Annotated in this window: 21 protein-coding genes; 12 read left to right on the top strand and 9 right to left on the bottom strand. The window is 72.3% G+C overall.

Annotated elements, in window-relative coordinates:
* The first annotated feature begins 17 nt into the window (after positions 1-17).
* The 4 genes from rimO to ABZT47_RS02245 all read left to right on the top strand — a co-directional run bounded on the left by rimO (position 18) and on the right by ABZT47_RS02245 (position 3,145).
* A complete protein-coding gene (rimO, locus tag ABZT47_RS02260) occupies positions 18-1,430 on the top strand; it encodes a 30S ribosomal protein S12 methylthiotransferase RimO (protein ID WP_354835186.1) in 1,413 nt (470 codons plus the stop codon).
* The gene (gene pgsA, locus ABZT47_RS02255; protein ID WP_354835184.1) at positions 1,427-2,032 is read left to right on the top strand and encodes a CDP-diacylglycerol--glycerol-3-phosphate 3-phosphatidyltransferase; all 606 of its coding nucleotides are present in this window, start codon (positions 1,427-1,429) and stop codon (positions 2,030-2,032) included. Before rimO ends, pgsA begins: the two co-directional genes overlap by 4 nt.
* A complete protein-coding gene (locus ABZT47_RS02250; RefSeq protein WP_354835182.1) occupies positions 2,029-2,526 on the top strand; it encodes a nicotinamide-nucleotide amidohydrolase family protein in 498 nt (165 codons plus the stop codon). The genes pgsA and ABZT47_RS02250 overlap by 4 nt, the downstream gene beginning before the upstream one ends.
* 253 nt (positions 2,527-2,779) lie before the next feature.
* Positions 2,780-3,145, top strand: a complete 366-nt coding sequence (locus ABZT47_RS02245) for a helix-turn-helix transcriptional regulator (protein ID WP_354835180.1) — start codon at positions 2,780-2,782, stop codon at positions 3,143-3,145.
* A gap of 91 nt (positions 3,146-3,236) precedes the next feature.
* Here ABZT47_RS02245 and ABZT47_RS02240 read toward each other — a convergent pair whose 3' ends face one another.
* From ABZT47_RS02240 to ABZT47_RS02230, 3 genes are read right to left on the bottom strand one after another with little or no spacing between them, the layout of a single operon-like run.
* Positions 3,237-4,028 carry a DNA-formamidopyrimidine glycosylase family protein gene (locus tag ABZT47_RS02240; RefSeq protein ID WP_354835178.1) on the bottom strand — a complete coding sequence of 264 codons (792 nt, stop codon included), beginning with the start codon at positions 4,026-4,028 and terminating at the stop codon, positions 3,237-3,239.
* A 3-nt stretch (positions 4,029-4,031) separates the two neighbouring features.
* Positions 4,032-4,481 carry an Rrf2 family transcriptional regulator gene (locus ABZT47_RS02235; protein ID WP_354835176.1) on the bottom strand — a complete coding sequence of 150 codons (450 nt, stop codon included), beginning with the start codon at positions 4,479-4,481 and terminating at the stop codon, positions 4,032-4,034.
* A gap of 20 nt (positions 4,482-4,501) precedes the next feature.
* Entirely contained in the window at positions 4,502-6,385 is a 1,884-nt protein-coding gene (locus ABZT47_RS02230) for an endonuclease/exonuclease/phosphatase family protein (protein WP_354835174.1), read from the bottom strand.
* A gap of 246 nt (positions 6,386-6,631) precedes the next feature.
* Here ABZT47_RS02230 and ABZT47_RS02225 point away from each other — a divergent pair, with 246 nt between their 5' ends.
* Both ABZT47_RS02225 and ABZT47_RS02220 read left to right on the top strand, forming a co-directional pair.
* Positions 6,632-7,810, top strand: coding sequence for an ROK family transcriptional regulator (locus ABZT47_RS02225; protein WP_354835172.1), 1,179 nt, complete (start codon positions 6,632-6,634; stop codon positions 7,808-7,810).
* A gap of 118 nt (positions 7,811-7,928) precedes the next feature.
* Positions 7,929-9,614: a substrate-binding domain-containing protein gene (locus ABZT47_RS02220; protein ID WP_354835170.1), complete on the top strand. Its 1,686-nt coding sequence runs from the start codon at positions 7,929-7,931 to the stop codon at positions 9,612-9,614.
* A 115-nt stretch (positions 9,615-9,729) separates the two neighbouring features.
* Here ABZT47_RS02220 and ABZT47_RS02215 read toward each other — a convergent pair whose 3' ends face one another.
* The 4 genes from ABZT47_RS02215 to ABZT47_RS02200 are packed head-to-tail and all read right to left on the bottom strand — an operon-like array spanning position 9,730 to position 14,466.
* Positions 9,730-11,211, bottom strand: a complete 1,482-nt coding sequence (locus tag ABZT47_RS02215; protein WP_354835168.1) for a glycoside hydrolase family 3 N-terminal domain-containing protein — start codon at positions 11,209-11,211, stop codon at positions 9,730-9,732.
* A gap of 47 nt (positions 11,212-11,258) precedes the next feature.
* Positions 11,259-12,110 carry a carbohydrate ABC transporter permease gene (locus ABZT47_RS02210; protein ID WP_354835166.1) on the bottom strand — a complete coding sequence of 284 codons (852 nt, stop codon included), beginning with the start codon at positions 12,108-12,110 and terminating at the stop codon, positions 11,259-11,261.
* On the bottom strand, positions 12,107-13,123 hold the full coding sequence (locus ABZT47_RS02205) for a sugar ABC transporter permease (protein WP_354835164.1): 1,017 nt from the start codon (positions 13,121-13,123) through the stop codon (positions 12,107-12,109). The genes ABZT47_RS02210 and ABZT47_RS02205 overlap by 4 nt, the downstream gene beginning before the upstream one ends.
* A gap of 2 nt (positions 13,124-13,125) precedes the next feature.
* A complete protein-coding gene (locus ABZT47_RS02200) occupies positions 13,126-14,466 on the bottom strand; it encodes an extracellular solute-binding protein (RefSeq protein WP_354835162.1) in 1,341 nt (446 codons plus the stop codon).
* Positions 14,467-14,686: 220 nt separating this feature from the next.
* Between ABZT47_RS02200 and ABZT47_RS02195 the strand changes: the two genes are divergently transcribed.
* The gene (locus ABZT47_RS02195; RefSeq protein WP_354835160.1) at positions 14,687-15,883 is read left to right on the top strand and encodes an ROK family transcriptional regulator; all 1,197 of its coding nucleotides are present in this window, start codon (positions 14,687-14,689) and stop codon (positions 15,881-15,883) included.
* A gap of 235 nt (positions 15,884-16,118) precedes the next feature.
* Entirely contained in the window at positions 16,119-16,784 is a 666-nt protein-coding gene (locus ABZT47_RS02190; RefSeq protein WP_354835158.1) for a M15 family metallopeptidase, read from the top strand.
* Positions 16,785-16,795: 11 nt separating this feature from the next.
* Here the strand turns inward: ABZT47_RS02190 and ABZT47_RS02185 are convergent, their stop codons facing one another.
* Positions 16,796-21,526 carry an ATP-dependent helicase gene (locus tag ABZT47_RS02185; protein ID WP_354835155.1) on the bottom strand — a complete coding sequence of 1,577 codons (4,731 nt, stop codon included), beginning with the start codon at positions 21,524-21,526 and terminating at the stop codon, positions 16,796-16,798.
* Between the two features lie 120 nt (positions 21,527-21,646).
* Between ABZT47_RS02185 and ABZT47_RS02180 the strand changes: the two genes are divergently transcribed.
* The 4 genes from ABZT47_RS02180 to recX all read left to right on the top strand — a co-directional run bounded on the left by ABZT47_RS02180 (position 21,647) and on the right by recX (position 25,117).
* Positions 21,647-22,135, top strand: a complete 489-nt coding sequence (locus ABZT47_RS02180) for a VOC family protein (protein WP_354835153.1) — start codon at positions 21,647-21,649, stop codon at positions 22,133-22,135.
* A 167-nt stretch (positions 22,136-22,302) separates the two neighbouring features.
* Complete coding sequence (locus ABZT47_RS02175) at positions 22,303-22,497, top strand: DUF3046 domain-containing protein (protein ID WP_354835151.1); 195 nt, start codon at positions 22,303-22,305, stop codon at positions 22,495-22,497.
* A 385-nt stretch (positions 22,498-22,882) separates the two neighbouring features.
* On the top strand, positions 22,883-23,974 hold the full coding sequence (recA, locus tag ABZT47_RS02170) for a recombinase RecA (RefSeq protein WP_354835149.1): 1,092 nt from the start codon (positions 22,883-22,885) through the stop codon (positions 23,972-23,974).
* Between the two features lie 123 nt (positions 23,975-24,097).
* Positions 24,098-25,117, top strand: a complete 1,020-nt coding sequence (gene recX, locus ABZT47_RS02165) for a recombination regulator RecX (RefSeq protein WP_354835147.1) — start codon at positions 24,098-24,100, stop codon at positions 25,115-25,117.
* Between the two features lie 125 nt (positions 25,118-25,242).
* Here the strand turns inward: recX and ABZT47_RS02160 are convergent, their stop codons facing one another.
* Positions 25,243-26,211, bottom strand: a complete 969-nt coding sequence (locus ABZT47_RS02160) for a TIGR03557 family F420-dependent LLM class oxidoreductase (protein ID WP_354835145.1) — start codon at positions 26,209-26,211, stop codon at positions 25,243-25,245.
* Positions 26,212-26,595 lie beyond the last annotated feature (384 nt).

Genomic DNA, 26,595 nt, shown 5'->3' with positions numbered 1-26,595 from the left:
ATACCGTAGAGCCCATCATGTCTTCCCGCCGAACCGCATCGCTGATCACACTGGGTTGCGCGCGCAACGAGGTCGACTCCGAGGAGCTCGCCGCGCGCATGGAGGCTGCCGGGTGGCGGCTCGACGACGGCGACCCCGACGTCGTCATCGTCAACACCTGCGGCTTCATCGACTCGGCGAAGAAGGACTCCATCGACACGCTGCTCGCGGCCGCCGACTCCGGCGCCAAGGTCGTCGCCGCGGGCTGCATGGCCGAGCGTTATGGCAAAGAGCTGGCCGAGGCGCTGCCCGAGGCCTCCGCCGTCATCTCCTTCGACGACTACACCGACATCGGGGCCCGGCTGGACGACGTGCTGTCCGGCCGGCCGCTGGTGCCGCACAGCCCGCGCGACCGGCGCACGCTGCTGCCGATCTCGCCGGTGGAGCGGTCCGCGGGCGGGGCGCACGCCCACATCCCCGGCCACGGCGAGCTGCCCGAGGGCCTGGCCCCGGCCAGCGGCCCCCGGACGCTGCGCAAGCGGCTGTCCGGCGGCCCGGTGGCCTCGCTGAAGCTCGCCTCCGGCTGTGACCGCAGGTGCACGTTCTGCGCCATCCCGGCCTTCCGCGGCGCCTATGTCTCGCGCGGGCCCGAGGAGATCCTCGCCGAGGCGGCCTGGCTCGCCGGCGAGGGGGTGCGCGAGCTGGTGCTCGTCAGCGAGAACTCCACCTCCTACGGCAAGGACCTCGGCGACCTGCGTGCCCTGGAGAAGCTGCTGCCGCGGCTCGCGGCCACCGACGGCATCGAGCGGGTCCGGGTGAGCTATCTCCAGCCCGCCGAGCTGCGTCCCGGTCTCATCGAGGTGATCGCCGGCACGCCGGGCGTCGCCCCGTACTTCGACCTCTCCTTCCAGCACGCCAGCGGCCCGGTGCTGCGCCGCATGCGCCGCTTCGGCGACCCGCGGCGCTTCCTGGACCTGCTCCAGACCATTCGTGAGCTCGCCCCGGAGGCCGGTGTGCGCTCCAACTTCATCGTCGGCTTCCCCGGCGAGACCGAGGCCGAGTTCGGCGAGCTGGCCGGTTTCCTGGAGGAGGCCCGCCTGGACGTCATCGGCGTCTTCGGGTACTCCGACGAGGACGGCACCGAGGCCGCCAAGATGGGCGGCAAGCTCGACCAGGACACCGTGGACGAGCGGGTGGCGGCGCTCACCGAGCTGGCCGAGGAGCTCACCGCGCAGCGCGCCGAGGAGCGCATCGGCGCCGACATCGAGGTGCTGGTCGAGGACGACCTCGGCGACGGCGGCTACGAGGGCCGGGCCGCCCACCAGGGTCCCGAGGTGGACGGCTCGGTGACCGTCCAGGGCATCGGCCTCGCGCCCGGGCAGATCGTGCGGGCGACCGTCGTCGACGCCGAGGGGGTCGACCTGATCGCCCGCATCAAGGCCGGACCATGACGAACACGCCGGAGACCGGGACCGAGCCGGTGACCACGCCCGTGGTCCGGCAGGTCAGCCCGTGGAACATCGCCAACGTGCTCACCGTCCTCCGGCTGGTGGTCGTCCCGTTCTTCGTCGCCTGCATGCTCGTCGACGGGACGGGCTGGCGGTACGCAGCCCTGGTGGTGTTCCTGCTCGCCTCGCTGACCGACCAGCTCGACGGCTGGCTCGCCCGGCGGTACGGGCTGATCACCGACTTCGGCAAGATCGCCGACCCGATCGCCGACAAGGCGCTCATCGGCGCGGCGCTGGTCACGCTGTCGGCGGCGGGGGAGCTGCCCTGGTGGGTGACCTGCACCATCCTCGGCAGGGAGGTCGGCGTCACGGCGCTGCGGGTGGCGGTGATCCGCCACGGCGTCATCCCGGCCAGCTACGGCGGCAAGGTCAAGACGGTCCTGCAGATCGCGGCGATCGCGCTCTACATCCTGCCGGGGGTGCCGCAGTCGCTGAGGTGGGGGCTGATCGGCCTCGCCCTCGCGGTGACCGTGGTGACCGGGCTCGACTACGTCATCCGCGCCATGCGGCTGCGCAAGGTCGCGGAGAAGGCCCGCGGCGGGTGAGCGCCGGGCTCGCCGCCGAGGTGCTGGCCCTCCTGGTGCGCGGGCGGGCCACGGTGGCCGTGGCCGAGTCGCTGACCGCCGGGCTGATCGGCGCAACGCTCACCGTCCCGAGCGGAGCCTCCGCCGCGTTCCGCGGCGGCGTGATCGTCTACGCGACCGATCTGAAGGCGCGCCTGCTCGGCGTCCCCGAAGATCTCCTCGATCGGGAGGGTGCCGTCCATCCGGACGTCGCCGCGGCCATGGCGGCCGGCGTGCGGCGAGTGACCGGCTCGTCGTACGGGCTCGCGGTGACCGGAGTGGCCGGTCCGGACGAGCAGGACGGCCGGCCCGTGGGCACGGTCCATCTCGCCGTCGCCGGTCCGGATGGCGACATATGGCACCGAGACGTACTTTTACCTGGTTCACGGGAAGACATCCGCAAAAGCACCGTTACGGAGGGTTTAGATCTCCTGAGAGGTGTGCTGGAGGCGTATGTGGGGGAACAATCAGGATGATTACCGCGTTACGTCACCAGCGAACATGCTCCCCATGGTCTGCCGCCCCGTTGGCCTATGCAGGTACGGTGGAGCTGTGAGTGAGGTTCGTGACCCATCGGTGAGGAGCAGGTCCGGCGTACGCCCGGCAAAGGGGCCGAGCGAACCAATGATGACGGCGAGGAGTATGTACGAAGGGCACCCGAAGAACGGGCGATACGAACCGACCGCGCGGAGCGCCGTGAAAGCTCCCGCGCCTGGGAGGGAGCGACAGATGGTCCTGCTGCGTCAGCTGCTCGGTGACGTACTGCGGCGGCTGCGGGTGCGGCAGGCGCGCACCTTGCGTGAAGTCTCCACGCTGGCACGTGTCTCCCTTGGCTACCTGTCCGAGGTTGAGCGTGGCCAGAAGGAGGCGTCGTCGGAGCTGCTCGCCTCGATTTGCGGCGCCCTGGGCGTTCCGCTGTCGCAGGTGCTCCGGGAGGTCTCCGACCAGTTCGCGCTGGCCGAGCTTCAACACGCACCCGTGCTGGCCGATGCGCCCGAGCACGAGCGTCTGCCCATGGCCGAGACCGTGTCCACCACGATCTCCGGTCCCGAGTTCGACGGCTTCCCCGAAGTCAAGGACATGGTCGCCGCGTAGGTCACGCCCGCAGCGTTCCCGTCCTGAAGTTCGGACCGTCACGCACTCCGCGTGATGGTCTGTGTCATCGCGCTGCCTGTGACCGGGCCCGCTAGCGGGGCTGGCACACCGGGCAGTAGAAGATCGCTCTTTCGTATGGCTGCGCCCCGAGCTCGTCGCCGATCACCTTGTTGCCGCAGCGAAGACAGGGCCGCCCGGCCCGGCCGTACGCCCACAGGCGCCGTCCTGGGCGTCTGTCGCCGGTGGTGACCGGACCGCCGGACTGGTTCTTTCCCGCGTCCATCAGCCGGTGGGCCAGCCCCATCATTCCCGCGAGGTCGTCCACCTCCCCGGCCGGCCGGTACGGCGAGACGCCCGACAGGAACAGCGTCTCGGCCCGCCAGATCGTGCCGATGCCCGCGACGTTGCGCTGATCGAGCAGCGCCTCCCCGATGGTCGTCCCCGGCCGCGCCGCGATGTTGCGCGCCGCCCGCGCCGCCTGCTCCTGGTCCCACTCCGGGTCGAGCAGATCGGGCCCCAGATGCCCGACCACCCGGTCTTCCTGGTCGGTGCGCAGCAGGTCGACCATGCCGAGCCGGACCCCGACCGCCTGCCATCGCTCGTTGGCGAGGACCAGCCGGATCAGATGCCCGGCCCGCAGCGGCGCCCCCGCCCGCTCCACGCGCCAGCTTCCGTCCATGCGCAGGTGGGTGTGGACGGTGAGCCCGCCCTCGACCCTGGTCAGCAGGTGCTTGCCGCGGGAGGCGGTCGTGAGCACGGCGCGGCCGGTCAGGTCGGCGGTGGCGTGCCGGGGGACGCGGAAGTCCGAGCGGGTCAGCACCCGTCCGTCGAGGGCGGCCCGCAGCCTGGCCGCGGCCCGGTAGACGGCGTCGCCCTCGGGCATGGGTCAGTCCCAGGCGGCGGGGTCGGCCGCCAGTTCCATCACGCGTTCGGGCAGGGCGTCGGAGGCGATCTGGTCCAGCGTGACCTCCTCCAGGATGGCGCGCTCGCTTGCCCGCAGGGCGATCCACACCTGCTGGAGCGAACGGGCCGCGCCCCGGTAGCCGACGTGCTCGGGCCGCTCGCCCCGGACGTTGGCCAGCGGCCCGTCCACGGCGCGGATGACGTCGGCCAGGGTGATCTCGGAGGCGGGCCGGGCGAGGACGTAGCCGCCCTCGGGGCCGCGCTGGCCGCGGACCAGCCCGGCCCGGCGCATCTGGAGCAGGATGTTCTCCAGGTACTTCGGAGGCATTTCCTGTTCCTTGGCCAGCTCGCCCACCGTGGTGGGGCCGCTGCCGGAGGCGGCCAGCTCGGCGGCGGCGCGAAGGGCGTAGTCGACACGGGCGGAGAGACGCATGTTGTCGATTATCCCGCCTGCTAAACCCCGGTTACACGCAACCTGACCACGAGTGGCCGATGATCTGAGAATTCCACCCCCGGCGCCCGTGCCGCCGTGACCGCCAGCCCCGGTCCCACGAGCACGTGGTCGATGCGCTCGACCGGCGCGTCGGCGGGGGAGGTGAGCGGGTCGCCCAGGGCCGTGAGCGGGTCGGACAGGCCCGCGGCCGACAGCACGCGCATCGCAGGGTCGCCCGGCCTGGTGTTGAGGTCACCGGCCAGCAGGACCGGCCGGCCGCCTCCCAGGTCGCGGACGACGGCGGCCACCTCGGGCGCCTGGCCGGGCGGCGCCTGCAGGTGGGTGCCCACGATCCCCACCTGCCTTCCCGCCACCTCGACGACGGCCGCCTGCGCCTGGGCGCCGGTCGGATGGTCGTGCCGGCCCAGCGGATGCGAGACGACCTGCCGGACCGGCAGGTTGGTGATGATCGCGTCGCCCCACAGCGGGTCGGCGGCGGGCGCGAAGTGGTAGCGCATGCCGAGCCCCCGCGCGATGCGCGCCAGGTCGTCGTGGCCGCCGTTGAGCAGCCATCCGCGGTCCACCTCGCTGAGCAGGACCACGTCGGGACGCTCGGCCCGGGCCCAGGCCGCGATGCGGTCCAGGTCCAGGGTGCCCTTCAGCCCGAACCCCATCCGGATGTTGTAGGCGATCAGCGTGAACTCGCTCCGCGGAATGGGCCGAGTCTCCGGCAGGGGACGCCAGGTGAGCGCGGCGACGGCGGCCGCCGTGACCAGCGCCGCGACGACGACCGCCCGGGGCCGGGGGCGGGCGAGGTGCTGGACGGCCCGCCCGCGCGCCGCCGCGGCGGCGATCGCGGCCACCGTGCCGGCGAGCAGCACGGGGACCACGCCGTTGGGGAAGCCGAGGTCGGCGTCGTAGGCGGCGTAGTACAGGAAGACGGCGGCCAGGAACACCAGCGCGCCGCCGAGCAGGGCGATCCCGCCGCGCCGGGCGGAGGCGGGCGAGGTGGCGGGCAGGGCCGCCATGCCCAGGCAGCCGCCGAGCGCGACCGCGGCGAACAGGGCGAACGGAAGCGCCGACGAGACGGCCAGCGCCGCCACCGCCGCCGGGAGCAGGACGACGACGACCCAGCGCCGGTAGGGCGGGCGCGCGGCGTAGGAGACCATGACGAACTGGGCGCAGACCAGCGCCGCCGCGACGACGGCGATGCGCCACGGGCCGCCCTGCTCGCCTCCGGGATGCTCGGCCAGGCCCAGCGTCGCCAGATACATGCCGTGCAGCGCCAGCGCGGGGCCGAAGGCGAACCACACCCCCGGTGGCGCGGGGTCGCCGGACGCGGGCGCCGCCCACGCGAGCCGGAGGAAGGCGGCGCCGACGGCCAGGACGGGGAGCCAGGGCAGGACGCCGTCCCGCCAGACCAGGTCCACCTGGTCCAGCGCGAGATGGGCGGTGGCCGAGGCGGCCATGCCGGCGGCCAGGCCGGCCGGGACGGTGCGGCGCGGCAGCCTCAGCGCGCATCCGTACAGGAAGACCAGGCCGAAGCCGACGCCGGCGCCGGCCAGGTAGAGCTGCGGCGCCCCGCCGTCGGCCGCCTGGAGCGCCAGCCGGGCGGCCACCAGCAGGGCCGCGCCGCCGAGCGTGACCGGCCGGGGTCCCCACCGCCGGGCGAGCGGCGCCGCGGCGAACGGCAGGAGGAACCACAGGGCCGCGAACAGGCCCATGCGTTCGGGGGGAGTGTCGCCCGCGCGGCCGAACAGCGTGATCAGCGACGGCAGCAGCACCCGCAGCACGTCGGTGAGCAACACGACGCCGAGGGCGAGGACGACCATCGACCTGTGGTGCGCGGCGAGTGGGCGGAGCGGGATCCGGAAGGCGGGGGAGGTGTCGGTGGCGGCGCCCATGAATGCTCCTCAGAAAGACATGAGTGATCCTCGGGTCAAAGCCGGGCGAAACGCAAGGCGTCCGGCGCGGCGAAGACCGGGACGGCGGATGACGGCGGGCGAACGGCGGAACCGGAGGTGCGGTGGCCTTTCGCGCGGGAACGCTGCCGCTAAACTGGCAGGAAGCTTTACTGAGTACTGGTTGTGTCACGCCACGCGCGCGTTTTGTGATGAAACCAACGGGGACCGACGACAAGAAAGCCTGCGATGGAGCGACGTCCTGGCGTGCCCAGGTTGCTACGGGAGATCAACGACCGGGCCGCGCTGGAGCTGCTGCTCGCCTCCGGCCCGATGACCAGGGGCCAGATCGGGGAGATGACCGGCCTTTCCAAGGTCACCGCCTCCCAGACGCTGTCGCGGCTGGAAGATCGCGGCCTGGTCGAGGTGGTCGGGGAGCAGGCCGGTAACCGGGGGCCCAATGCCGCCCTTTACGGGGTGATTCCGTCGTCGGCCTATGTGGCCGGGCTCGATGTCGGCCCGGAAACGGTGACCACCGCCATCGCCGATATCAATGGCGAAATCGTGGCCGAGGCCGTCATTTCCCCCAATGGGCACGACGATCCGGTCGCGATGGTGCACAACGCGGTGGTGAAGGCCTGCCGCTCGGGCAAGGTCGCCCTTTCCCGCCTCAGGGCCATCGTGATCGGCACCCCCGGCGTGGTCGACCCGCGCTCGGGCGACGTCCGGTTCTCCTTCGACCTGCCGGGCTGGCACGAGGGCAGCCACCAGGCCCTGGCCCAGGACCTGCGGCGGCCGGTGTCCATCGAGAACGACGTGAACCTCGCGGCGATCGCCGAGCGCGCCGAGGGCGCCGCCAAGGGCGTGGACGACTTCGTGCTGCTGTGGGTCGAACGCGGCGTCGGCCTCGCCGTCGTCCTCGGCGGCCGGCTGCACCGGGGGCGCTCGGGCAGCGCGGGCGAGATCGGATACCTGCCGGTCCCCGGCGTGCCGCTGGCCGAGGACGTCAAGGCCGTCCCCGGCCGGATGCCCGCCCTGGCCGGCGGCCTGCACGCCCTGATCAGCGCCGAGGCCGTGGCCGAGCTGGCGGGCCCGTACGGCTTCGCGGGCGGCTCGGCCGCCGACGCCGTCCACGCGGCCGTCGAGGGCGGGGACGCCGGGGCGCGGTTCCTGGACGAGCTGGCCCACCGGCTGGCCCTCGGAGTCGCCTCGGTGTGCGTGGTCCTGGACCCGACGCTGGTCGTGCTCAACGGCGAGATCGGCCGGGCCGGCGGGGCCGCGCTGACCCACCGCGTGGAGGAGGCGGTGGCGCGCATCTGCCCGATCAGGCCCGAGGTGGTGGCGAGCCAGGTCAAGGGCCGCCCCGTGCTGCGCGGCGCCGTCCTGGCCGCCCTCGAACAGGCCCGCGAGGAGATCTTCGCCTCCTGATCCCCGCGACCGCCCCTTCGTGTCCGCCGGCTGAATTCCCGATGAACTGATCGACCATGCGAGCCGCTGTCCCTGGCGGGCCGGGAGAATTGAACCGGTTTGGTGGGGAGGGAGTTCGGTGGCGGCCGTACTGGAGTGGCTGGCGCGCCTGGTCGGCTTCTTCGGCGGCGCCGGCCCGGTCATCTTCTCGATCGTCCTGCTGGTGGCCACCCCCTTCGTCGACCGGCTGCTCGTCCGGCGCAAGCGTGTGATCTTCCGTGTTCTGTACAACTCGAAGATCGGCGTGGGGCCCGAGACGCTGCACGACGGCGCCGACCCCGCCGCGCACGGGCCGCCACAGCTGCGCCAGGTCGCCCGGCTGCTCGACCGGATGAGCATGGTCGTCATCCGCATCCGCAACGGCGGCACCTACGACATCGAACCCGAGGACTTCGAGCGCCCGCTGTCGTTCACCTTCGGCGGGCGCGTGGTGTGGAACGCCAGGATCTCCGAGGCGAGCACGCCGGAGCTGCGCGAGGAGCTCAGGAACGGCCTGCGCTTCTTCCCCGCCGAGGACAGCCGGCCGGCTCGGGACAACCTGCTCACCGTCCGGCAGCGGCTCGGCGAGCGCCTCACCCGCTGGGTGGTGCCCCAGAGTGGCCAGGACGTCGCCGAGCCCGGCTGGCACGGGGTGCGCATCGACGGGCTGTCGCTGAAGCGGGGGCAGAAGGCCAAGCTCGTCGTCGTCCTGCGTGAGCCCAACGGCCCGGAGGGCGAGATCACCAAGGTCGTCCGCACGTCGGGCAAGATGCGCGACACCGGCCTGATCAAGGACGAGGGGGAGAGGCGCCGCGTCACTCTTCCACGGGTGAGCGGCGCGCTCGCCGGGGTGCTCACCGCCGTGCTGGTGCTCGGCCTGATGTCCCGGCCGGTCGACGGCACCGTGGCGTGCGCGGCCGGCGACCTGCGCGTCGAGGGGTCCAGCGTGTTCATGCCGGCGATGCGGGCGCTCGCGGAGGAGTACCGCAGCGCGTGCGGGGACGACGCGCGCGTCACCACCGAGGCCACCGGCTCGCTCGAAGGCGTCCGCGGCGTGATCGAGGCCGATCCGGCGCCGTCCCGCGGGCTGGTCGCGCTGTCGGACGGACGCAGCGACGAGACCGGCGGCGGGCTCCGGTCGTACAAGATCGCGATCGTCGTCTACCACGTGGTGGTGAACAGCGGCGTCGGGCTGTCCGCGGTGCGCGCCGCGGACCTGCGCAAGATCTACGACGGCACGTGGACCGACTGGAAGCAGGTGCCCGGCACCGGCGGGAGGTCCCTGCCGATCCGCATCGTGGGGCGCGGGCAGAACTCCGGTACGCGGCAGTTGTTCGAGAGGCAGGTGCTCGGCCCGGGCACCGGCGAGGGCCTGCTGTCGTCCAACTCCTGCCTGGAGAAGGACCGCAACCCCGCCGCGCCGGTGATCCGCTGCGAGCGCGACGACAACGCCGAGATCATCCAGAAGATCAGCACGATCCCCGGGGCGATCGGCTACGCCGACGAGGTGTCGATCGCCGAGGCGCGCGGAGCGGGCAGCGTCACCGCGCTGACCTTGGACGGCCGGGCGTTCGCCTCCGCCACCGCGGCCAGGCCGGGTGAGGGCTACCCCTTCTGGACCACCGAGTACCTGTACTTCCGCGGCCCGCTGGAGCCGGGATCGCTGAAGGCGTCCTTCGTCGAGTTCGTCCGCTCCCACGTCCGCGCGCAGGCCAGGCTCAGCGCCACGGGCTTCCAGCCCTGCACCGCCTCACCGGCCACCCGGGAACTGTGCGACCTGCGCTGACCCGCCGACCTGCGCTGTCCTCCCCTGACCCGCTGATCTGCCCTGACCCGCTGATCCGCTGCCCCGTGCTGACCCGCTGAGCTGCGCTGACCCGTTGACCTGCGCCGTCCGGTCGTCAGGCGGTGAGGAGCTCGGCGGCGGCCTGGGCGTTGGCGCGGGCGGCCCCGTACGTCGCGAGGTAGGCGCCGGCCGTGGGACGCCAGATCGGCAGGCCCATCTCCACGACGATCGCGTCGGGACGCACGGCGAGCAGCTCCGAGACGATCTCCTGGCTGGCCCGGTGGCGGTGGGCGTCCTTGACCACGATCACCAGCGACCGGCCGCGGGCCCGTTCGAGCAGGCCGCTCGCGTCGGCCGCGTCCGGCTTGACCCGGGTGATCTCCGCCTCCGGCAGCCAGGGGGCGAAGCCCCAGGGCACGTCGCCGACGGCGATCGTGGGCGGGGTGTCCACCTCGACGACCAGCGGATCCACCAGCGGGGCGGCGGTGCCCGACAGCCGCACCGCCCGGCGGGCCGCGGTCAGGCCGATCACGTTGCCGTCCCTGGCCTCCTCGCGCGGCGCGCCGAACCAGCCGCGCAGCCGCGCGACGCGCTCGGCGGCCTCCTCCAGGCGGGCGAGCGGCAGGCGCCCGTCGCGCACGGCGGCCACGATCTCGTCCTTGATCGCCTCGATCTGCTCGCGCGTCGGCAGCGGCCCCAGGCACAGCAGGTCGGAACCGGCGGCCAGCGACAGCACCGCGCCCCCGCCGAGCCCGACGCTCTCGGTGATCGCGTGCATGTCCAGGGCGTCGGAGATGACGACGCCGGTGTAACCGAGCTCACCCCTGAGCAGCTCGGTCAGCGCCGGGGCCGAGAGCGTGGCGGGCGCCGCGCCGGTGAGGAACGGGACCCGCACGTGCGCCGTCATGATCGACCGGGTGCCGGCCTCGATGGCGGCGCGGAACGGGACGAGTTCACGCTCCCACAACACCTCGCGCGAGACGTCCACCACGGGAACCTCCAGGTGGGAGTCCTGCCGGGTGGCGCCGTGGCCGGGGAAGTGCTTGACGCAGGCGGCCACGCCGGCGTCCTGCAGCCCGGCGACCGCCGCGACGGTGTGCCGCGCCACCAGAGGGGCGTCCGAGCCGAAGGACCGGGTGCCGATCACGGGATTGTCGTCGGCGGTGTTCACGTCCGCGTCGGGCGCCATGTCCAGGTTCACCCCGCAGCGTGCGAGGTCGTCGCCGATCGACCGGTACACCCGGCGGGTCAGCTCGACGTCGTCCACGGCGCCCAGCGCCGCGTTGCCCGGGTACGGGCTGCCGACGTGGTAGGCGAGCCGCGTGACGTCGCCGCCCTCCTCGTCCAGGCTGATGACCGGGTCGCCCGCCTCGCGCAGCCGCGCCGTGAGGCCCGCGAGCTGCTCGGCCCCCGCGACGTTGAAGCCGAACAGCGTCACCCCGCCGAGGCCGTCCTCCAGATCGCGCAGGATCCAGTCGGGGGCGGTGGTCCCGGGGAAGGCGGCCAGGAGCGTGCCGGCCGCCAGGCGGCGCAGCCCCCGGTCACCGCCGCCCACGGGAGACTCGCCCTGGGACGCGCCCGCGGAGAACTCAGACATGGCTGTACTCGACTCCTTCGTTGCGATAAATGGGCCGACTGTCGTCGTCAGCCTTTCACGGCGCCGGCGACCAGGCCCGAGACCATGCGCCGCTGCACCAGCAGGAAGAACGCGATGACCGGAATGGTCATCAGCGTCGAGGCGGCCATGATGCCGCCCCAGTCCGTCGAACGCTGGCTGGTGAAGAACCCCAGCGCCACGGGCATCGTGTAGGTGCCCTGATCGTTGATCAGCGTCAGCGCGAAGACGAACTCGTTCCACGCGGTGATGAACGAGAAGATGCTCGTCGCCACCAGGCCCGGCGCGACGAGCGGGAACAGCACCCTCCAGAAGGTGACGAAACGGCCCGCGCCGTCGATGGCGGCCGCCTCCTCCAGTTCCTTGGGCACCGCGGCCACGAACGTCCGCAGCATCCAGATCGCGAACGGCAGCGTGAAGCCCACGTTGACGACGATCAGGCCGAGAAGCTGGTCGTACAGGCCGAGCCGCTTGACCATCAGGAACAGCGGGATCAGCAGCGCCTCGCCCGGCACCATCTGCACGATCAGCAGCAGGATCAGGAAGCTCGTGCGGAACCGGAACCGGAAACGCGCCACGGCGGTGGCGGCGAGCAGCGCGAACACCGACCCGACCAGCACGGTGCCGACCGCGACGACGGCGCTGTTCATCAGGTACCGCCACACCGAGTGCCCGGCGACGCCCCTGGTCAGCACGCGGGACACGTGCTCCATCGTCGGCGACAGCGGGAAGGGGATGAACCGTGTCGTGAAGATCTCGTCGTTGGGCTTGAACGCCGTCGCGACCATCCAGTACACGGGGAACACGGCGAACAGGAACACCGCGACGCCGGCCGCGTTCAGGGCGGCCGTCTTGAGGCGCCTGGCGGTCCGCGGGTTCATCGCACGTCCTCCGTTCTGACGATCTGGCGGACATAGACGGCGGTGATCAGCAGCATGATCACGGTGAGGATGACCGCGATGGCCGCGCCGAAGCCCATCTTGGGCGGCGCGCTGAACGCCTCGGTGTAGGCCCACAGCGACAGGTTGAAGGCGTCCCGGTTGGTCGTGCCGCCGGCCAGCACGTAGAGCTGGGTGAAGACCTTGAAGTCCCAGATGATCGACAGGACGAGCAGGACCGAGAACACCGGCCGCAGCAGCGGGAAGGTGATCTTCCAGAAGGTCGTCACCGGCGCCGATCCGTCCACCCGCGCCGCCTCGTACAGCTCCGAGGGGATGCTCTTGAGCCCTGCGAGCACCGACACGGCGATGAACGGGAACGACGCCCACACCACGGCGACGATCAGCACCAGGTAGATCGTCGAGGCGGAGTTGAGCCAGGGCTGGCCCGACCAGTCCGACCGCCCGAACACCAGGTTGGACAGCCCGTCGGGCAGCAGGTTCAGCGTCCAGTTCACCACGCCCGCGTCGGCGTCGAACAGCCACTTCCAGATGATCGCCGTGGCGGTGGGCGGGGTGGCCCAGGCCGCCATGATGCCCACGACGACGAAGGTGGACATCCTGCGGCCCAGCCGGTTCAGCAGCAGGCCGACCAGGGTGCCGAGCAGCAGCGTCAGCGCGACGGTGACCACGGCGAACACCACCGTGTTGCGCAGGGAGGTCCAGAACAGCTCCGACTGGAAGACCTGGGTGTAGTTGCCGGTCCCCACGAACTCGGCCGGCCGCGGGTTCGGGCGGATCTGCCGCAGTCCCACCTTGTGGAAGGACATCTCCACCATCTGGTACAGCGGGTAGAGCAGCAGGACCCCGATGACCAGCAGGCCGGGCAGCAGCAGCACGTAGGGGACCGCCCGGGCGGACAGCCGGCGCGGCCGGCGGGCGGGGCGGTGGGACGCGCGCCCCGCCGGGGCGGGAGGGGTGCCCCCGCCCCGGGCGATGGTCGAGGTCTGCGCCATCGTCACTGCTGCTGGTTGAGGATCGTCTCGAGTTCGGTGTTGGCGTCGCCGAGGGCCGTGTCGATGTTCTTCTTGCCCTCGATGACGGCCCGCGCCGCGTTCTGCAGCACGGCCTTGGTGTCGTTGGCCTGCGCCCAGTCGGGGTCGGCCGGGAAGCCCTTGGCCACCTTGAAGGTCTCGGCGAACGGCGCCTGCACCGGGTCACTGGCGTACTCGGCCAGGGCGTCGGGGTAGAGCGGGAGCAGGCCGCCCTCCTTGGCGTACCGGGTGCCGTACTCCTTGCCGGCGGCGAGCTTGAGGTACTCGGCGGCCAGCTCGGGGCTCTTGGCGTCCTTCCAGATGGCGATGTCGTTGCCGCCCTGGAACGCGGGCGCGGGGCCGCTGCCGTCCTTGTTCGGAAGCGAGAAGAAGGCCATCTGGTCGTCGCCGACCTTGCCCTTGCTCTGCTCCTTGATGGTGGCGATGTCCCAGCCGCCGGTGACGTACATGCCGACCTTGCCGGCCGCGAAGCGCTGGCTGATCTCCACCGAGTTCAGGTTGAGCCGGCCCTTGCCCGACACGCCGTCCTTGGCGACCAGGTCGGTGTAGAACTGGAAGCCCTCCTTGAAGCCGGGCTCGGTCAGCTTGCCGACCCACTTGCCGCCCTCGAAGGCCGCGAAGTCGCCGCCGGCCGACCAGACGAACGGCGAGAGCGACATGTTGGCGTCCGAGCCGCCGTTGAAGGCGAAGCCGTCGACGTCCTTGCCCTTCTTGGCGACGATCTTCTTGGCCGCCGCGACGAGGTCGTCCCAGGTCTTGGGCGTCTCGATGCCGAGGTCCTTGAACCAGTCCTTGCGGTAGAGGACGGCGCGGGTGCCGCCGCCCCAGGGAGCGGCGTAGACCTTGCCGTCGATGGTCTCGTAGCCCCACAGGTTCTGCGGGATCTGCTGGAAGTCGGGGCTGGACTTCACCACGTCGGAGATGTCGGCGAGGGCGTCCTCGGCGACCCAGGCGGCGACCTGGTCGTTGCCGAACTCGGTCACGTCCGGGCCCACGCCGCCGGCGAGCGCGGCGGTCCACTTCTTCTGCGCGTCGGGCCAGGGGATCCACTGGAGGTCGACGTCGGCGCCGGTCTGCTCCTTGAACTTCGCGTTCAGCTCCGACATGTACTTGTCCTGCACGTCGTTGGGGGCGCCGAGCCGCCAGACGGTCAGCTTCTGGCCGGCGAACGCCGGCCCTGAGGAGGCAGACGCCTGGGGCGCGGCGGCCTGGCCGGCGGGCTCGCCGCCGCCTCCGCAGGCGGCCACACCAATGGCGAGAGCGGCGGTGGTGGCCGTCGCGGTGGCGATCCTTGCGATGTTCACGTGTGGGTTCTCCCTTCCCGGCTTCGCGTCGGGCTCGCGCTCTTCGGAGCAGGGCGCGCGGGGTGAGCCGCACGCCACGGCGAAGGCGCCGTCCTCGCGCTCTGCGCTGCGACATCCCCAAGGCCCTGATCGCTTGCCCGCGGGGTGACTGCCGCTAAACTAACAAGAAACTTTCTTAAAAAAAACCCTGTTAGCGGATCGTGACGAGAGGGGCGGCCCCATGCCCAGACGACACCCCGGAACGCCGCGGCTGCTGCGCCGGCTCAACGACCGCGCGGCGCTGGAGCTCCTGCTCGCCCAGGGACCGCTCACCCGCGGCGAGCTGGGAGAGCACACCGGCCTGTCCAAGGTCACCTCCGGCCAGCTCCTGGCCAGGCTGGAGGAGCGCGGCCTGGTCGAGGTCTCCGGGCGGCGTCCCGGCGGCCGCGGGCCCAACGCCGCGCTGTACGCGGTCGTGCCCTCCAGCGCCTACGTCGCCGGGCTGGAGGTGCTGCCCGGCCAGGTCACCGCCGGCGTCGCCGACATCACCGGCGAGCTCATCGCCGAGGTCGCGGTGGACCCGCGCGAGACCGGCGAACCGGTCAAGACCGTGCACAGCGCCGTCGGCCGAGCCTGCGACGCGGCCGGCATCGCGCTCGGCAGGCTGCGGGCCCTGGTCATCGGGACGCGCGGCGTGGTCGACCCGCGCACCGGGGACGTGCGCTTCTCCTTCGACCTGCCCTCCTGGCACGCGGGCGTGCTCGCCGACCTGCGGGCGACCCTCGGGTCCTCGGTGACCATAGAGAACGACGTGAACCTGGTCGCGCTGGCCGAGCACGCGTACGGAGCAGCGCGCGGAGTCGAGGACTTCGTCCTGGTGTGGGCGGGTGTGGGGCAAGGGCTCGGCGTCATGCTCGGCGGGCGACTGCACCGCGGGTCCACCGGTGGCGCGGGCGAGATCGGCTGGCTCCCCGTTCCCGGCGAACCGCTCCCGGTCAACGTCACAGAGCCGCAGTCAGGCTCCTTCCAGCGCCTGGTCGGCGCCGTCGCCATGGGCCGCCTGGCCGCCGCCCACGGCCTGCGGTCCGGGCCCGGCGCCGACATGGTCCAGGCCGCCGACATGGTCCGCGCCGCCGTCGAGACCGGCAAGGACGGCTTCCTGGACGAGGTGGCCGAGCGGCTGGCCATCGGGGTCGCCGCCGTGACCGTCGTCCTGGACCCGGGACTGGTCGTGCTCAGCGGGGATGTGGGGAGGGCGGGCGGTCAGGCGCTCGCCGGGCGGGTCGAGAAGGCCGTCGCCCGCATCTGCCCGAGCCGGCCGAAGGTCGCGGTCACCGAGGTCGAGGGCAACCCGGTCCTGCGGGGCGCCCTGGCCGCCGCCCTGGACCAGGCCCGCGAGGAGGTCTTCTCCAGCACCGTCGACGGCATCCCGTACTGACGCCACACCGCAGCCGCAGGGCCGTGCGGACGGTGCCGGCGGCATGTCCTGCCGACGCCTCGCGGCGGCCGCAGGCCCGGGCGAATCGAGGAGAACCCGGTGTCGGCGACATGCCGTACTGACGCCCTGGGGCGGCCGCGGGACCAGGTGGACCGCGGAGAAGCCGGTGCCGGCGGCATGCCGTAGGACGTCTTCGCGGTGCGGGGTACCAGGTAAACGGGGTCAAAAGTCGGTTATGTCAGACTGGCTGGCCATGCGCAACATCGTGCTCATCTCTGACCCCCGCGTGACCTCCATCCCCGTCGAGGAGAACGGTGAGGCGCTGGCCGACGTACGCGGCGTGCTCGGTGTCGACGGCAGGCTCGCCGACCCCGCCGGCGCCTACGCCCACCTGCGGGAGGGGTTGCTGCTGCGGCTTTCGGACGCCCAGCGGCAACTGCCCTACGGTTACCGGCTGCTCGTGGTCGAGGGATACCGGCCTCCGGTGCTGCAGCGGCGCTACTTCGAGCAGTACAAGGACGAACTGCGGGCGGCCTTCCCGGAGATGTCGCCGCAAGAGCTGCACGTGGCCGCCAGCCGGTACGTCTCGCCCATCGAGGTCGCCCCGCACACGGCGGGCGCGGCGGTCGACCTCACCCTCGCCACCGACGACGGCGCCGAGCTGGACATGGGCACCCCGGTCAACGCCAACCCCGAGCAGAGCGACGGCGCCTGCTACACCGACGCGCCCAACATCTCGGCCGCCGCGCGCGAGCACCGCAAGATCCTCGGCGCGGCCCTGGAGTCCGCCGGCCTGGTCAACTACCCCACCGAGTGGTGGCACTGGTCCTACGGCGACCGCTACTGGGCCATGACCACCAACACCCCCGCCGCCCTCTACGGCCCCCGCACCCTTACCTGACCGCCGGCGCGTCAGGCGCGCAGACGGAGGCCGCGGGGGGTGGGGTGGAAGCCGGCGGTCTCCAGGGCGGCGGCGAGGGGGGAGTCGACGATCGCGGCGCCGTCGGCCTTCTCGACCGTGAGCTTGCCGAGCGCCCCGTCGCGGACGGCGAGCGCGAGGGCGTCCACCGCCGGCTGGAGGCGGTCGTCGTCGGCGAAGGACAGCAGGGTCTTGCCGCCGCGCTCGACGTAGATGATGAGGCGGCCGTCCACCAGCACCACCAGCGCCCCGGCCTTACGACCGGGCTTGTGCGTGAGGTCTCCGGGATGCGCCGGCCACGGCAGCGCCGCCCCGTACGGGCAGGCCGGGTCGGTCGCCGCCAGCACCACCGCCCGCCGCTCGGCCGCCGAAGGGTTGGCCGCGAACGGGCCGGCGGCGGACGGACCGGCGGCGGAGGCGCGCATGCGGTCGACGGCGCCGGGGAGGGCGAACTGGGCGCCGCCCAGACCCTCCACGAAGTAGCCGCGGCGGCAGCGGCCGGTCTCCTCGAAGGCGCGGAACACCGGGTAGACGCCGGCGAACCCACCGGTGAGGCGCTCGGCCGCCACCGCGCCCTTGGTCACCACGCCGTGCCGTTCGAGCAGCACCTCGGCCTGCGCGTGGGCGCGTTCGGTGGCGTCAGCAGAGGCCTCGGGCAGCAACCACCAGCGGCCGCTCACCGTCGGCGGCCCCGACCGGGTCGGCAGCACGGCCCTTCGCCTGCGCGCCGTCGTCGGCCGGTGCGCGGGCCGACCGGAGCCCAGCGCCGCGCGCAACGGCGCCAGCGTGTCGCCCGAGACGCGCCCGGACCACACCAGGTCCCACAGAGCGCCGGCGAGCGCGATGTCGTCGAGCGAGCCGGCCCGGGTGGACAGATCGCGGAAGAACAGCGCCCCACCGCCGCCCAGGGCGTCGAGGATCTTCTCGTGCAACGGGGTCATCGTGACCTCGGCCGGTGCGGGCAGCAGCAGCGGAGCGGTGTCGGCGAAGAACAGGGCCACCCAGCCGTCGCCGCCCGGAAGCGACCCCTGACCCGCCCACAGGACCTCCCCGGAGGCGGTCAGCTCGTCCAGCAGCGCCGGCTCGTAGCCCGGCACCCGGCTCGGCAGGACCAGCGTCTCCAGCGCGGACGCCGGCACCGCGGCGCCCTGCAGCCGCTCGATGGCGTGCACGAGGGCGTCCATGCCGCGCGCCGACCGGCCCTCGGTGATGCCGTGCCAGGCCGGGGAGAACGCGGCCAGCGCCTCGGGCGGGACGGGCTCGACCTCCTTGCGCAACCGGGCCAGCGACCTGCGCCGCAGCGACCGCAGCACACCCGCGTCGCACCACTCCTCGCCCCAGCCGCCGGGCCGGAACTCGCCGGAGACCACCCGGCCCGAGGACGCCAGCCGCCTGAGCGCGTCGGTCACGACGGCGACGCCCAGCCCGAAGCGGGTGGCGGCGGTGGCGGCGGCGAAGGGGCCGCGCGTGCGGGCGTGCCGGGCGAGCAGATCGCCGAGGGGGTCGGCCACGGGCTCCAGGAACACGTGGGGGAGGCCCATCGGCAGCGGCGCGCCGAGCGCGTCCCTGAGCCGGGCGGCGTCCTCGACGGCCGCCCACTGCTCGGCCCCGGCGACCCGGACGCGGATCGCCCGCCTGGCCGCCTCGAGGTCGGCCGCCCAGGCCGGGTCGCCGCCGCGCACGGCGATGTCCTCCGGGCGCAGCGGACCGTGGGTGCGCAGCAGGTCGGCGAGGTCTTCGGCGTCGCGCAGCGGCCGGTCGAGCCGCGCCAGCTCGCGCTCGGTGTCGGCCACGACGTCGGGGTCGAGCAGCTCGCGCAGATCGGCCTCGCCGAGCAGTTCGGCGAGCAGGTGGGTGTCCAGGGCGAGTGCCTGCGCGCGCCGCTCGGCCAGCGGGGCGTCCCCCCCGTACATGAAGGCGCCGACGTAGGCGAACAGCAGCGAGGCCGCGAAGGGCGACGCCTGGGCGGTCTCGACCTCGACCACGCGCACCCGGCGGGCGGCGATGTCGCGCATGAGCCGCACCAGCCCCGGCACGTCGAAGACGTCCTGCAGGCACTCGCGCATGGTCTCCAGCACCACCGGGAACGAGCCGTACCGGCTGGCGACCTTGAGCAGGTCGGCGGCCCGCTGGCGCTGCTGCCACAGGGGAGAGCGCCTGCCCGGGTTGCGCCGGGGCAGCAGCAGGGCGCGGCCGGCGCACTCGCGGAACCGGGAGGCGAACAGCGCCGAGCCGCCGAGCTCCTCGGTGACGATCTGCTCGATCTCGTCGGCGTCGAACACCGCGACGTCGGTGGGCGCGCCGTCGAGGGTGTCGGGGATGCGCAGGACGATGCCGTCGTCGGAGTGTAGGGCCTGCACGTCCACGTCGTAGCGCTCGCGCAGCCGCCTGCCGATGGCCAGCGCCCACGGCGCGTGGACCCGGGCGCCGAACGGGCTGTGCACGACCACCCGCCAGTCGCCGAGCTCGTCGTGGAAGCGCTCGATCAGCAGGGTGCGGTCGTCGGGCACGTACCCGGTGGCCTCGCGCTGCTCGGCCAGGTAGGACAGCAGGTTGCCGGTGGCGAAGGCGTCCAGCCCGGCCTCCGCGAGCCGGTCGGCTTTGCCTTCGGACAGCTCGCGGGTGAAGGCGCCGAGGGCCCGGCCGAGCTCGGCGGGACGGCCCGGGGTGTCGCCGTGCCAGAACGGCAGCTTGCCCGGCTGGCCGGGCGCGGGGGACACCAGCACGCGATCGGCGGTGATGTCCTCGATGCGCCAGGATGTGGCGCCCAGCACGAAGACGTCGCCCACCCGGGACTCGTAGACCATCTCTTCGTCCAGCTCGCCGACCCGCCTGCCGCCCCGCCCGGCGTCGCCTCCGGCGAGGAAGACGCCGAACATGCCGCGGTCGGGGATGGTGCCGGCGTTGGTGACCGCCAGGCGCTGGGCTCCGGGGCGGCCGGTGACCCGCCCGGTCACGCGATCCCACACGATGCGCGGGCGCAGCTCGGCGAACTCTTCGCTGGGGTAGCGCCCGGCCAGCATGTCGAGGGTCGCCTCCAGCGCGGTCCTCGGCAGGGTGGCGTACGGGGCGGCCCGCCTGACCAGGCTCTCGAGCTCGTCTACGGTCCACTCGTCCAGCGCGCACATGGCCACGATGTGCTGGGCGAGCACGTCGAGGGGGTTGCGCGGGTAGCGCATCTCCTCGATCTCGCCGGACTTCATGCGCTCGGAGACGACGGCCGTCTGGAGCAGGTCGCCGCGGTACTTGGGGAAGATGACGCCCTTGGAGACGGCCCCCACCTGGTGACCGGCCCGGCCGATGCGCTGCAGGCCGCTGGCCACGCTCGGCGGCGCCTCCACGCACGCGACCAGGTCGACCGAACCCATGTCGATGCCCAGTTCGAGGCTGGAGGTGGCGACCACGGCCGGCAGGCGCCCGGACTTCAGGGCCTCCTCGATCTGGGCGCGCTCCTCTTTGGACACCGACCCGTGGTGGGCGCGGACGATCTCGGGCACCGCCCCGGAGGAGGCGCCGGCCTGAGCCATCATCGCCGCGGGCGTGGAGACCGACGCCGCGGGCGTGGAGGTCGACGCCGCCGGCACCGGCGTGCCGGCGCCGCCCTCCGGTGGGGTGGTCCACAGGTCGTCGGGAGGGAAGGCCCCGGCCGGGCCCCCGTTCGACCGTTCGTAGGCGAGCTCGTTGAGCCGGGTGCACAGACGCTCGGCCAGGCGCCGGGAGTTGGCGAAGACGATGGTCGAGCGGTGCGCCTGGATGAGCCCGAGCAGGTGCTCCTCGACGTGCGGCCAGATGGACCGCCGGGCCGCGGGCTCGAGCCAGGCCGTCTCGTCATCGGAGGGCGGGCCCTGCCGGGGGGCGGCGTCCAGCTCGGTCATGTCCTCCACGGGGACGACCACGTCGACCTCGATGACCTTCTCTGACGGCGGCTGGACGACCGTCGTCGGGCGCGAGCCCCCCAGGAACGTCGCCACCTCGCTCACGGGACGCACCGTGGCCGACAGGCCGATGCGCTGTGCCGGGCGGGCCAGCAGCGCGTCCAGCCGCTCGAGGGTCAGCGCGAGATGGACGCCCCGCTTGCCGGCCGCCACCGCGTGCACCTCGTCGACGATGACCGTCTCGACATCGCGCAGCGCCTCGCGGGCCTGGCTCGTCAGGATCAGATAGAGCGACTCGGGCGTGGTGATCAAAATGTCGGCCGGGGCGGCGGCGAAACGCCGGCGGTCCTCGGCCGTGGTGTCGCCCGAACGGATGGCCACCGAGATCTCGGGGGCGTGCAGCCCGAGACGCCGCGCCGTCTGCTTGATGCCGGTGAGCGGGGCGCGCAGGTTGCGCTCGACGTCCACGGCCAGCGCCTTCAGCGGCGAGACGTACACCACCCGGCACCGCCGGGGAGCGCCTTTGTCGCGCGCGCGCCCGCGCGCGCCCTTCCCCCGGCCCGCGCCGCTCTGGCGGCCTTCACCGGCCGGGGCGCTCGTGCCGCTCTCGTGGCCCCCGCCGGCGTCATGATCGGAGCCGGCCGCCATGCGGTCGGCGGCGAGGCGGTCGAGCGACCACAGGAACGCGGCGAGCGTCTTGCCCGACCCGGTGGGCGCGACGACCAGGGTGTTGTCGCCGCGCGCGATGGACCGCCACGCGCCCTCTTGGGCGGCCGTCGGCATGGCGAAGGCGTCGGTGAACCACTGCCGGGTCACCGGAGTGAAGTGGTCGAGCGCGGATCCGGTCACCGCTTCATCATGCAACTCGCCACCGACAGAACGCGCCACCCCGTCCGGCCGACGTGCTCACCGGGCCCGCCACGCCGTGCGGGCTTGACATGGCCTACGCCCGGCACGTCATGTGGACCTATGGGCATCGACTACGCGGCCATCGAGGCGACTCGAGAGCGGATCCGCGGGCACTACCTCCAAGCACGACGGCCAGAGAGCAGCGCACGTGGCCTGCACCACTTCGCACTGATCTGTTCAGACGTCGAGCGGACCATCCAGTTCTATCAGGACGTGCTGGAGTTCCCGCTGACGGAGATCTTCGAGAACCGTGACTACAAGGGCTCGAACCACTTCTTCTTCGACATCGGCAACGGCAACCTGCTCGCCTTCTTCGACCTCCCCGGGCTCGACCTCGGGCCGTATCAGGAGGTGCTCGGCGGCCTGCACCACATCGCGATCTCCGTCGAGCGAGGCAAGTGGGAGAGGCTGAGGGAGAAGCTGGACGCCGCCGGGGTGCCCTACCAGGTGGAGAGCGACGCGTCGATCTACTTCCGCGACCCTGACGGGGCGCGCCTGGAACTGCTGGCCGACCCCCTGGGAGAGATGTACGGCTCCCGCGTCCTCTGACCGGCGCGAACACTCCGGACCCCCACCACGACCGGCGCAGCCGGGCGGGCCGGGAACCACGGGCGGTCTGGCACGTCGCGCCGGGGGCTACGGGGGTGGCCTGGGTACGGCGGGCCGCAGGCTACGGGGCGACGTGGGCACGGCGGGCCGGGGACCATACTGGGACCATGCGCTTGACGGACTTCTGGAGCCGGATGAACCGCCATTTCGGCGAGATGTACGCCGAGTCCTGGGCGCGTGACTACGTCATCGCCGAGTTGGGCGGCCGCACCGTGCTCCAGGCCCTCGCCGACGGCGAGTCCGCCAAGGACGTGTGGCGCGCGGTCTGCGGAGTCACCGACGTCGACTCCCGGCTGCGCTGACCCGACTCGGCTGGGCAGCTGACCGACTCGCGAGCTGCGCTCACCATCTCTGAGCTGAGCATGTCGACGACGACCACGCCGCGCCCGCTTCCTCGCGACCGTCGGCCCACCTGGCCGGGCCGAGCCGTCACCAGAGCATCGAATGAGCCCACCCCGCAAGCAGGTGTGCGGCCCAGCATGGCTGCCCATCCCCGTCGCCAGGCCCTGACACAGGTGCCAGTCGGATGAGGACCGTGCCGTTGAGCTGTGATCGAACAGTCGTTCGGCTATATTGGGCATGCCGGCGCCGCCGGCGCCCTGGGCCCGTTCCGGGAAATTGTCGGTGGCACCCCGTAGCTTGCCAGCGACGGAAACGACTTCGACTCACCCTCCAGGGGGGCACTCCATGGCAGCCAACGACCGCGAGAAGGCCCTTGAGACCGCGCTCGCCCAAATCGAGCGGCAGTTCGGCAAGGGCTCTGTCATGCGCCTCGGCGATGACGCCCGAGCTCCCATCGAGGTGATCCCCACCGGGGCCATCGCACTCGATGTCGCTCTCGGCATCGGCGGCTACCCCCGCGGGCGCATCGTCGAGATCTACGGTCCCGAGTCCAGCGGTAAGACCACCGTGGCGCTGCACGCCGTCGCCAACGCCCAGCGGGCCGGCGGCATCGCGGCGTTCATCGACGCCGAGCACGCCCTCGACCCCGAGTACGCCCGCAAGCTCGGCGTCGACACCGACGCCCTGCTGGTCTCCCAGCCCGACACCGGCGAGCAGGCCCTCGAGATCACCGACATGCTGATCCGCTCCGGCGCGATCGACCTCGTGGTCATCGACTCGGTGGCGGCCCTGGTGCCCAAGGCCGAGATCGAGGGCGAGATGGGCGACAGCCACGTCGGCCTGCAGGCCCGCCTCATGTCGCAGGCCCTGCGCAAGGTGGCCGGCGCCCTCAACAACACCAGCACGACCGCCATTTTCATCAACCAGCTCCGCGAGAAGATCGGCGTCATGTTCGGCTCGCCCGAGACCACGACCGGCGGCAAGGCGCTGAAGTTCTACGCCTCCATCCGCCTGGACGTCCGCCGCATCGAGACGCTCAAGGACGGCACCGAGCCGGTCGGCAACCGCACCCGGGTCAAGGTCGTCAAGAACAAGATGGCCCCGCCCTTCCGGGTGGCCGACTTCGACATCCTCTACGGCTTCGGCGTCTCTCGCGAGGGCGGCCTGATCGACATGGGCGTCGAGCACGGCTTCGTCCGCAAGGCCGGCGCCTGGTACACCTACGAGGGCGACCAGCTCGGCCAGGGCAAGGAGAACGCCCGCAACTTCCTGAAGAACAACCCCGACATCGCCAACGAGATCGAGAAGAAGATCAAGGAGAAGCTCGGCGTCGGTCCTCGCCTCGACACCCCGGTCGAGCCCGCGGCGCCTCCGGTCCCCGCCGCTGCCGCCCCGTCCGGGCGCGGCTCCAAGGCGCCCAAGCCGGGCGACGTCTGATCGAGCCGATCCGCCATGCCGATGCCTGATCCGAACCGTCTTGCCATGCCGACACCTGTTTCGAGGCCGACGCCTGTCTCTAGCCGATCCGCCGCGTCGATGTTCGATCCGAGCTGATCCGCGATGCCCGCGCGCGACGACGAACCCGGCCGGCTACGGCCGGGAGACTGGGGTGCCTGGGTCGAAGACGAGGCGGCTGGCAAGCCCGCCCGCCGTCGCCGCCGAGGCGGCCGGGGCGACCAAGGCGACTTCCCGGCCGGTGACACCGGCGCCCCCCTCTGGGCGCCGGATCCCCACGACGGCTTCCCGTCTCACGGGGGGTCCGGTCTCCATGACGGTCTCTCGTCCGATGGGAGGTCCGGTCTTCACGACGGCTTCCCGTCCGATGGGGGGTCCGGTCTCCACGATGGTCTCTCGTCCCATGGGGGGTCCGGTCTTCACGACGGCTTCCCCTCCCATGGCGGGTCCGGTCTTCACGACGGTCTCTCGTCCCATGGGGCATCGGAGAGTGAGGTGTTCGGCGGCCGTCCGGGTGGGCGTTCGGCCCGGGGGCGGGAGGGCTCACGGCGGGACAGGGGGTCGGCTCGGTGGAAGGGGTTCGACGGGCCGGTCGAAGGGTCGCCGGCCGCTGAGGGGCCGGCGGCGGATCCGCAGGCGGTTGCCCGGGCGGTCTGTCTGCGGCTGCTGACGCTGGCGCCCCGCACGCGCGCCCAACTCGCCGACGCGCTGCGCAAGCGCGACATTCCCGACGAGGCGGCGGAGGCCGTTCTCGCCCGCTTCTCCGATGTCGGCCTGATCGACGACGAGGCGTTCGCGGAGGCATGGGTCACCTCACGGCATGCCGGGCGGGGGCTGGCCCGGCGAGCGCTCGCCGCCGAGCTGCGCACCCGGGGCGTGGACGAAGAGACCGTGCGCGACGCCGTCGACCAGCTCGACCCCGACCAGGAGCTGGAGACCGCGCGCCGGCTCGTCGCCCGCAAGCTCTCCGGCACCCGTCACCTCGAACCGGCCGCGCGGGTGCGGCGGCTCGCCGGCATGCTCGCCCGCAAGGGCTATTCCGGCGGCCTCGCCTACCGCGTCGTCCGTGAGGCCCTCGAAAGCGAAGGCCACCCCACGGACGACCTCCCCGACGCCTTCGAGTGACCCGCTGTGGCGGCGGGTGACCTCTCGGATGTCTTCGAGTGCCCCGCTGTCACGATCCGTGGCAGGATGGTAGTGCGACGTGATCGCGCAGGTGGGGAGGAACCACCTCGATCTCGGGCGGCTGATCAGTTGAGGTCGCGGAGGGCTGGGAGGAGTTCTTTCTCGGCCCAGGCGAGGAACTCGCGCTGGTGGTCCGCGCCGATCTGCACCAGGGCCACGTGGGTGAAGCCGGCGTCGGTGAACTCCTTGACGGCGCGGACGACCGCGTCGACGTCGGAGCCGCACGGGACGTTCTTGGTCACGTCCTCCGGGCGGACGAACTGCGCGTAGGCCTCGAAGTTCACCGGACCGGGCAGCTCTGACAGCACTTTCCACCCGGCTGAGAACCACTTCCAGAGCCGGTGGGCCCGTTCGGTGGCTGCCTGGACGTCGGTGTCGTAGGAGACCGCGAGCTGGCCGTACACGGGCTTGCCGGCGCCGCCGGTGGCGTGGAAGCGGGACACCAGGTCGGCATCGGGCTGGACGGCGATGAGTGCGTCGCCGTACTCGGCCGCGAGGTCCACCGACTGCGCCCCGGAGGCGGCGATGCCGACGGGCACCGGCTCGGCGGGCAGGTCGTACAGCTTGGCGGAGTCGATCGTGAAGTGGTCGCCGCGGTAGCTGACGTACTCGCCGCCGAACAGGGCCTGGATGATCTCGATGGCCTCGCCGAACATCTCGTGGCGGATGTTGACCGGCGGCCAGCCCCGCCCGACGACGTGCTCGTTGAGGTGCTCGCCCGCGCCGAGGCCGAGGGTGAACCGCTCGTCCGACAGCGCGCCCATCGTCGCGGCCTTCTGTGCCACCACGGCGGGGTGGTAGCGCATGATCGGGCAGGTGACGTAGGTCATGAAGGGGATGCGCTCGGTGGCGTTCGCCACCGCTCCCAGCACCGACCAGGCGTAAGGGGAGTGGCCCATGTCCTCCAGCCACGGGAAGTAGTGGTCGGAGATGGTCTCGTAGTCGAACCCCGCGCGCTCGGCGGCGACGGCGTCCTCGACGAGCCGCTTGGGCGGTGTCTGCTCGCACATCAGCGAGTAACCGATCTGTACCATGGCCGCCCCATACCCCGGCGTCCCCGGATCGTGCCGGACGCCCGGAAAATCTCCCGAATCGGGTCGAGGACCAGACGGACCACCAAGGAGACCTCCGTCACTCGACAGAAGATCGTTTTCACTACTTACCGCTGCATATCGGGATAAATCCGGCGCGGCGCCGTCGAGCGCCCGTTCCCGTGAGAGGACAAAACTGGCTTGACGGGCGGACTTTGCTTGCTCGTTACCTCTCTGACGCTTAATCTCGACCACAGTGAGGAGTTACTCCGCGCAGTGCGGATTGCCATAACGGTGCACGACGGACGATCAAGACCGATCACACCCAGCGGACCGGCGCCTTGGCGCCGACGCGTTGGACATATTCGTCTGACCAGGATCGCCCGG

The sequence above is a fragment of the Sphaerisporangium sp. NPDC005289 genome (assembly GCF_040607455.1).
Lineage (GTDB): Bacteria > Actinomycetota > Actinomycetes > Streptosporangiales > Streptosporangiaceae > Sphaerisporangium > Sphaerisporangium rhizosphaerae.
Note: the sequence above shows the minus strand (reverse complement) of the source record. Positions and strands in the feature narration are given on the sequence as shown.

What these genes read in the sequence shown, in the direction of transcription:
- ABZT47_RS02175 (WP_354835151.1), top strand. Translation starts at nt 22,303, where the DNA reads ATGCGCTTGACGGACTTCTGGAGCCGGATGAACCGCCATTTCGGCGAG.
- pgsA (WP_354835184.1), top strand. Translation starts at nt 1,427, where the DNA reads ATGACGAACACGCCGGAGACCGGGACCGAGCCGGTGACCACGCCCGTG.
- ABZT47_RS02180 (WP_354835153.1), top strand. Translation starts at nt 21,647, where the DNA reads ATGGGCATCGACTACGCGGCCATCGAGGCGACTCGAGAGCGGATCCGC.
- ABZT47_RS02190 (WP_354835158.1), top strand. Translation starts at nt 16,119, where the DNA reads ATGTCAGACTGGCTGGCCATGCGCAACATCGTGCTCATCTCTGACCCC.
- ABZT47_RS02230 (WP_354835174.1), bottom strand. Translation starts at nt 6,385, where the DNA reads ATGGGCGCCGCCACCGACACCTCCCCCGCCTTCCGGATCCCGCTCCGC.
- recA (WP_354835149.1), top strand. Translation starts at nt 22,883, where the DNA reads ATGGCAGCCAACGACCGCGAGAAGGCCCTTGAGACCGCGCTCGCCCAA.
- ABZT47_RS02205 (WP_354835164.1), bottom strand. Translation starts at nt 13,123, where the DNA reads ATGGCGCAGACCTCGACCATCGCCCGGGGCGGGGGCACCCCTCCCGCC.
- ABZT47_RS02240 (WP_354835178.1), bottom strand. Translation starts at nt 4,028, where the DNA reads ATGCCCGAGGGCGACGCCGTCTACCGGGCCGCGGCCAGGCTGCGGGCC.
- ABZT47_RS02160 (WP_354835145.1), bottom strand. Translation starts at nt 26,211, where the DNA reads ATGGTACAGATCGGTTACTCGCTGATGTGCGAGCAGACACCGCCCAAG.
- ABZT47_RS02195 (WP_354835160.1), top strand. Translation starts at nt 14,687, where the DNA reads ATGCCCAGACGACACCCCGGAACGCCGCGGCTGCTGCGCCGGCTCAAC.
- recX (WP_354835147.1), top strand. Translation starts at nt 24,098, where the DNA reads ATGCCCGCGCGCGACGACGAACCCGGCCGGCTACGGCCGGGAGACTGG.
- ABZT47_RS02210 (WP_354835166.1), bottom strand. Translation starts at nt 12,110, where the DNA reads ATGAACCCGCGGACCGCCAGGCGCCTCAAGACGGCCGCCCTGAACGCG.
- ABZT47_RS02215 (WP_354835168.1), bottom strand. Translation starts at nt 11,211, where the DNA reads ATGTCTGAGTTCTCCGCGGGCGCGTCCCAGGGCGAGTCTCCCGTGGGC.
- rimO (WP_354835186.1), top strand. Translation starts at nt 18, where the DNA reads ATGTCTTCCCGCCGAACCGCATCGCTGATCACACTGGGTTGCGCGCGC.
- ABZT47_RS02235 (WP_354835176.1), bottom strand. Translation starts at nt 4,481, where the DNA reads ATGCGTCTCTCCGCCCGTGTCGACTACGCCCTTCGCGCCGCCGCCGAG.
- ABZT47_RS02245 (WP_354835180.1), top strand. Translation starts at nt 2,780, where the DNA reads ATGGTCCTGCTGCGTCAGCTGCTCGGTGACGTACTGCGGCGGCTGCGG.
- ABZT47_RS02225 (WP_354835172.1), top strand. Translation starts at nt 6,632, where the DNA reads ATGGAGCGACGTCCTGGCGTGCCCAGGTTGCTACGGGAGATCAACGAC.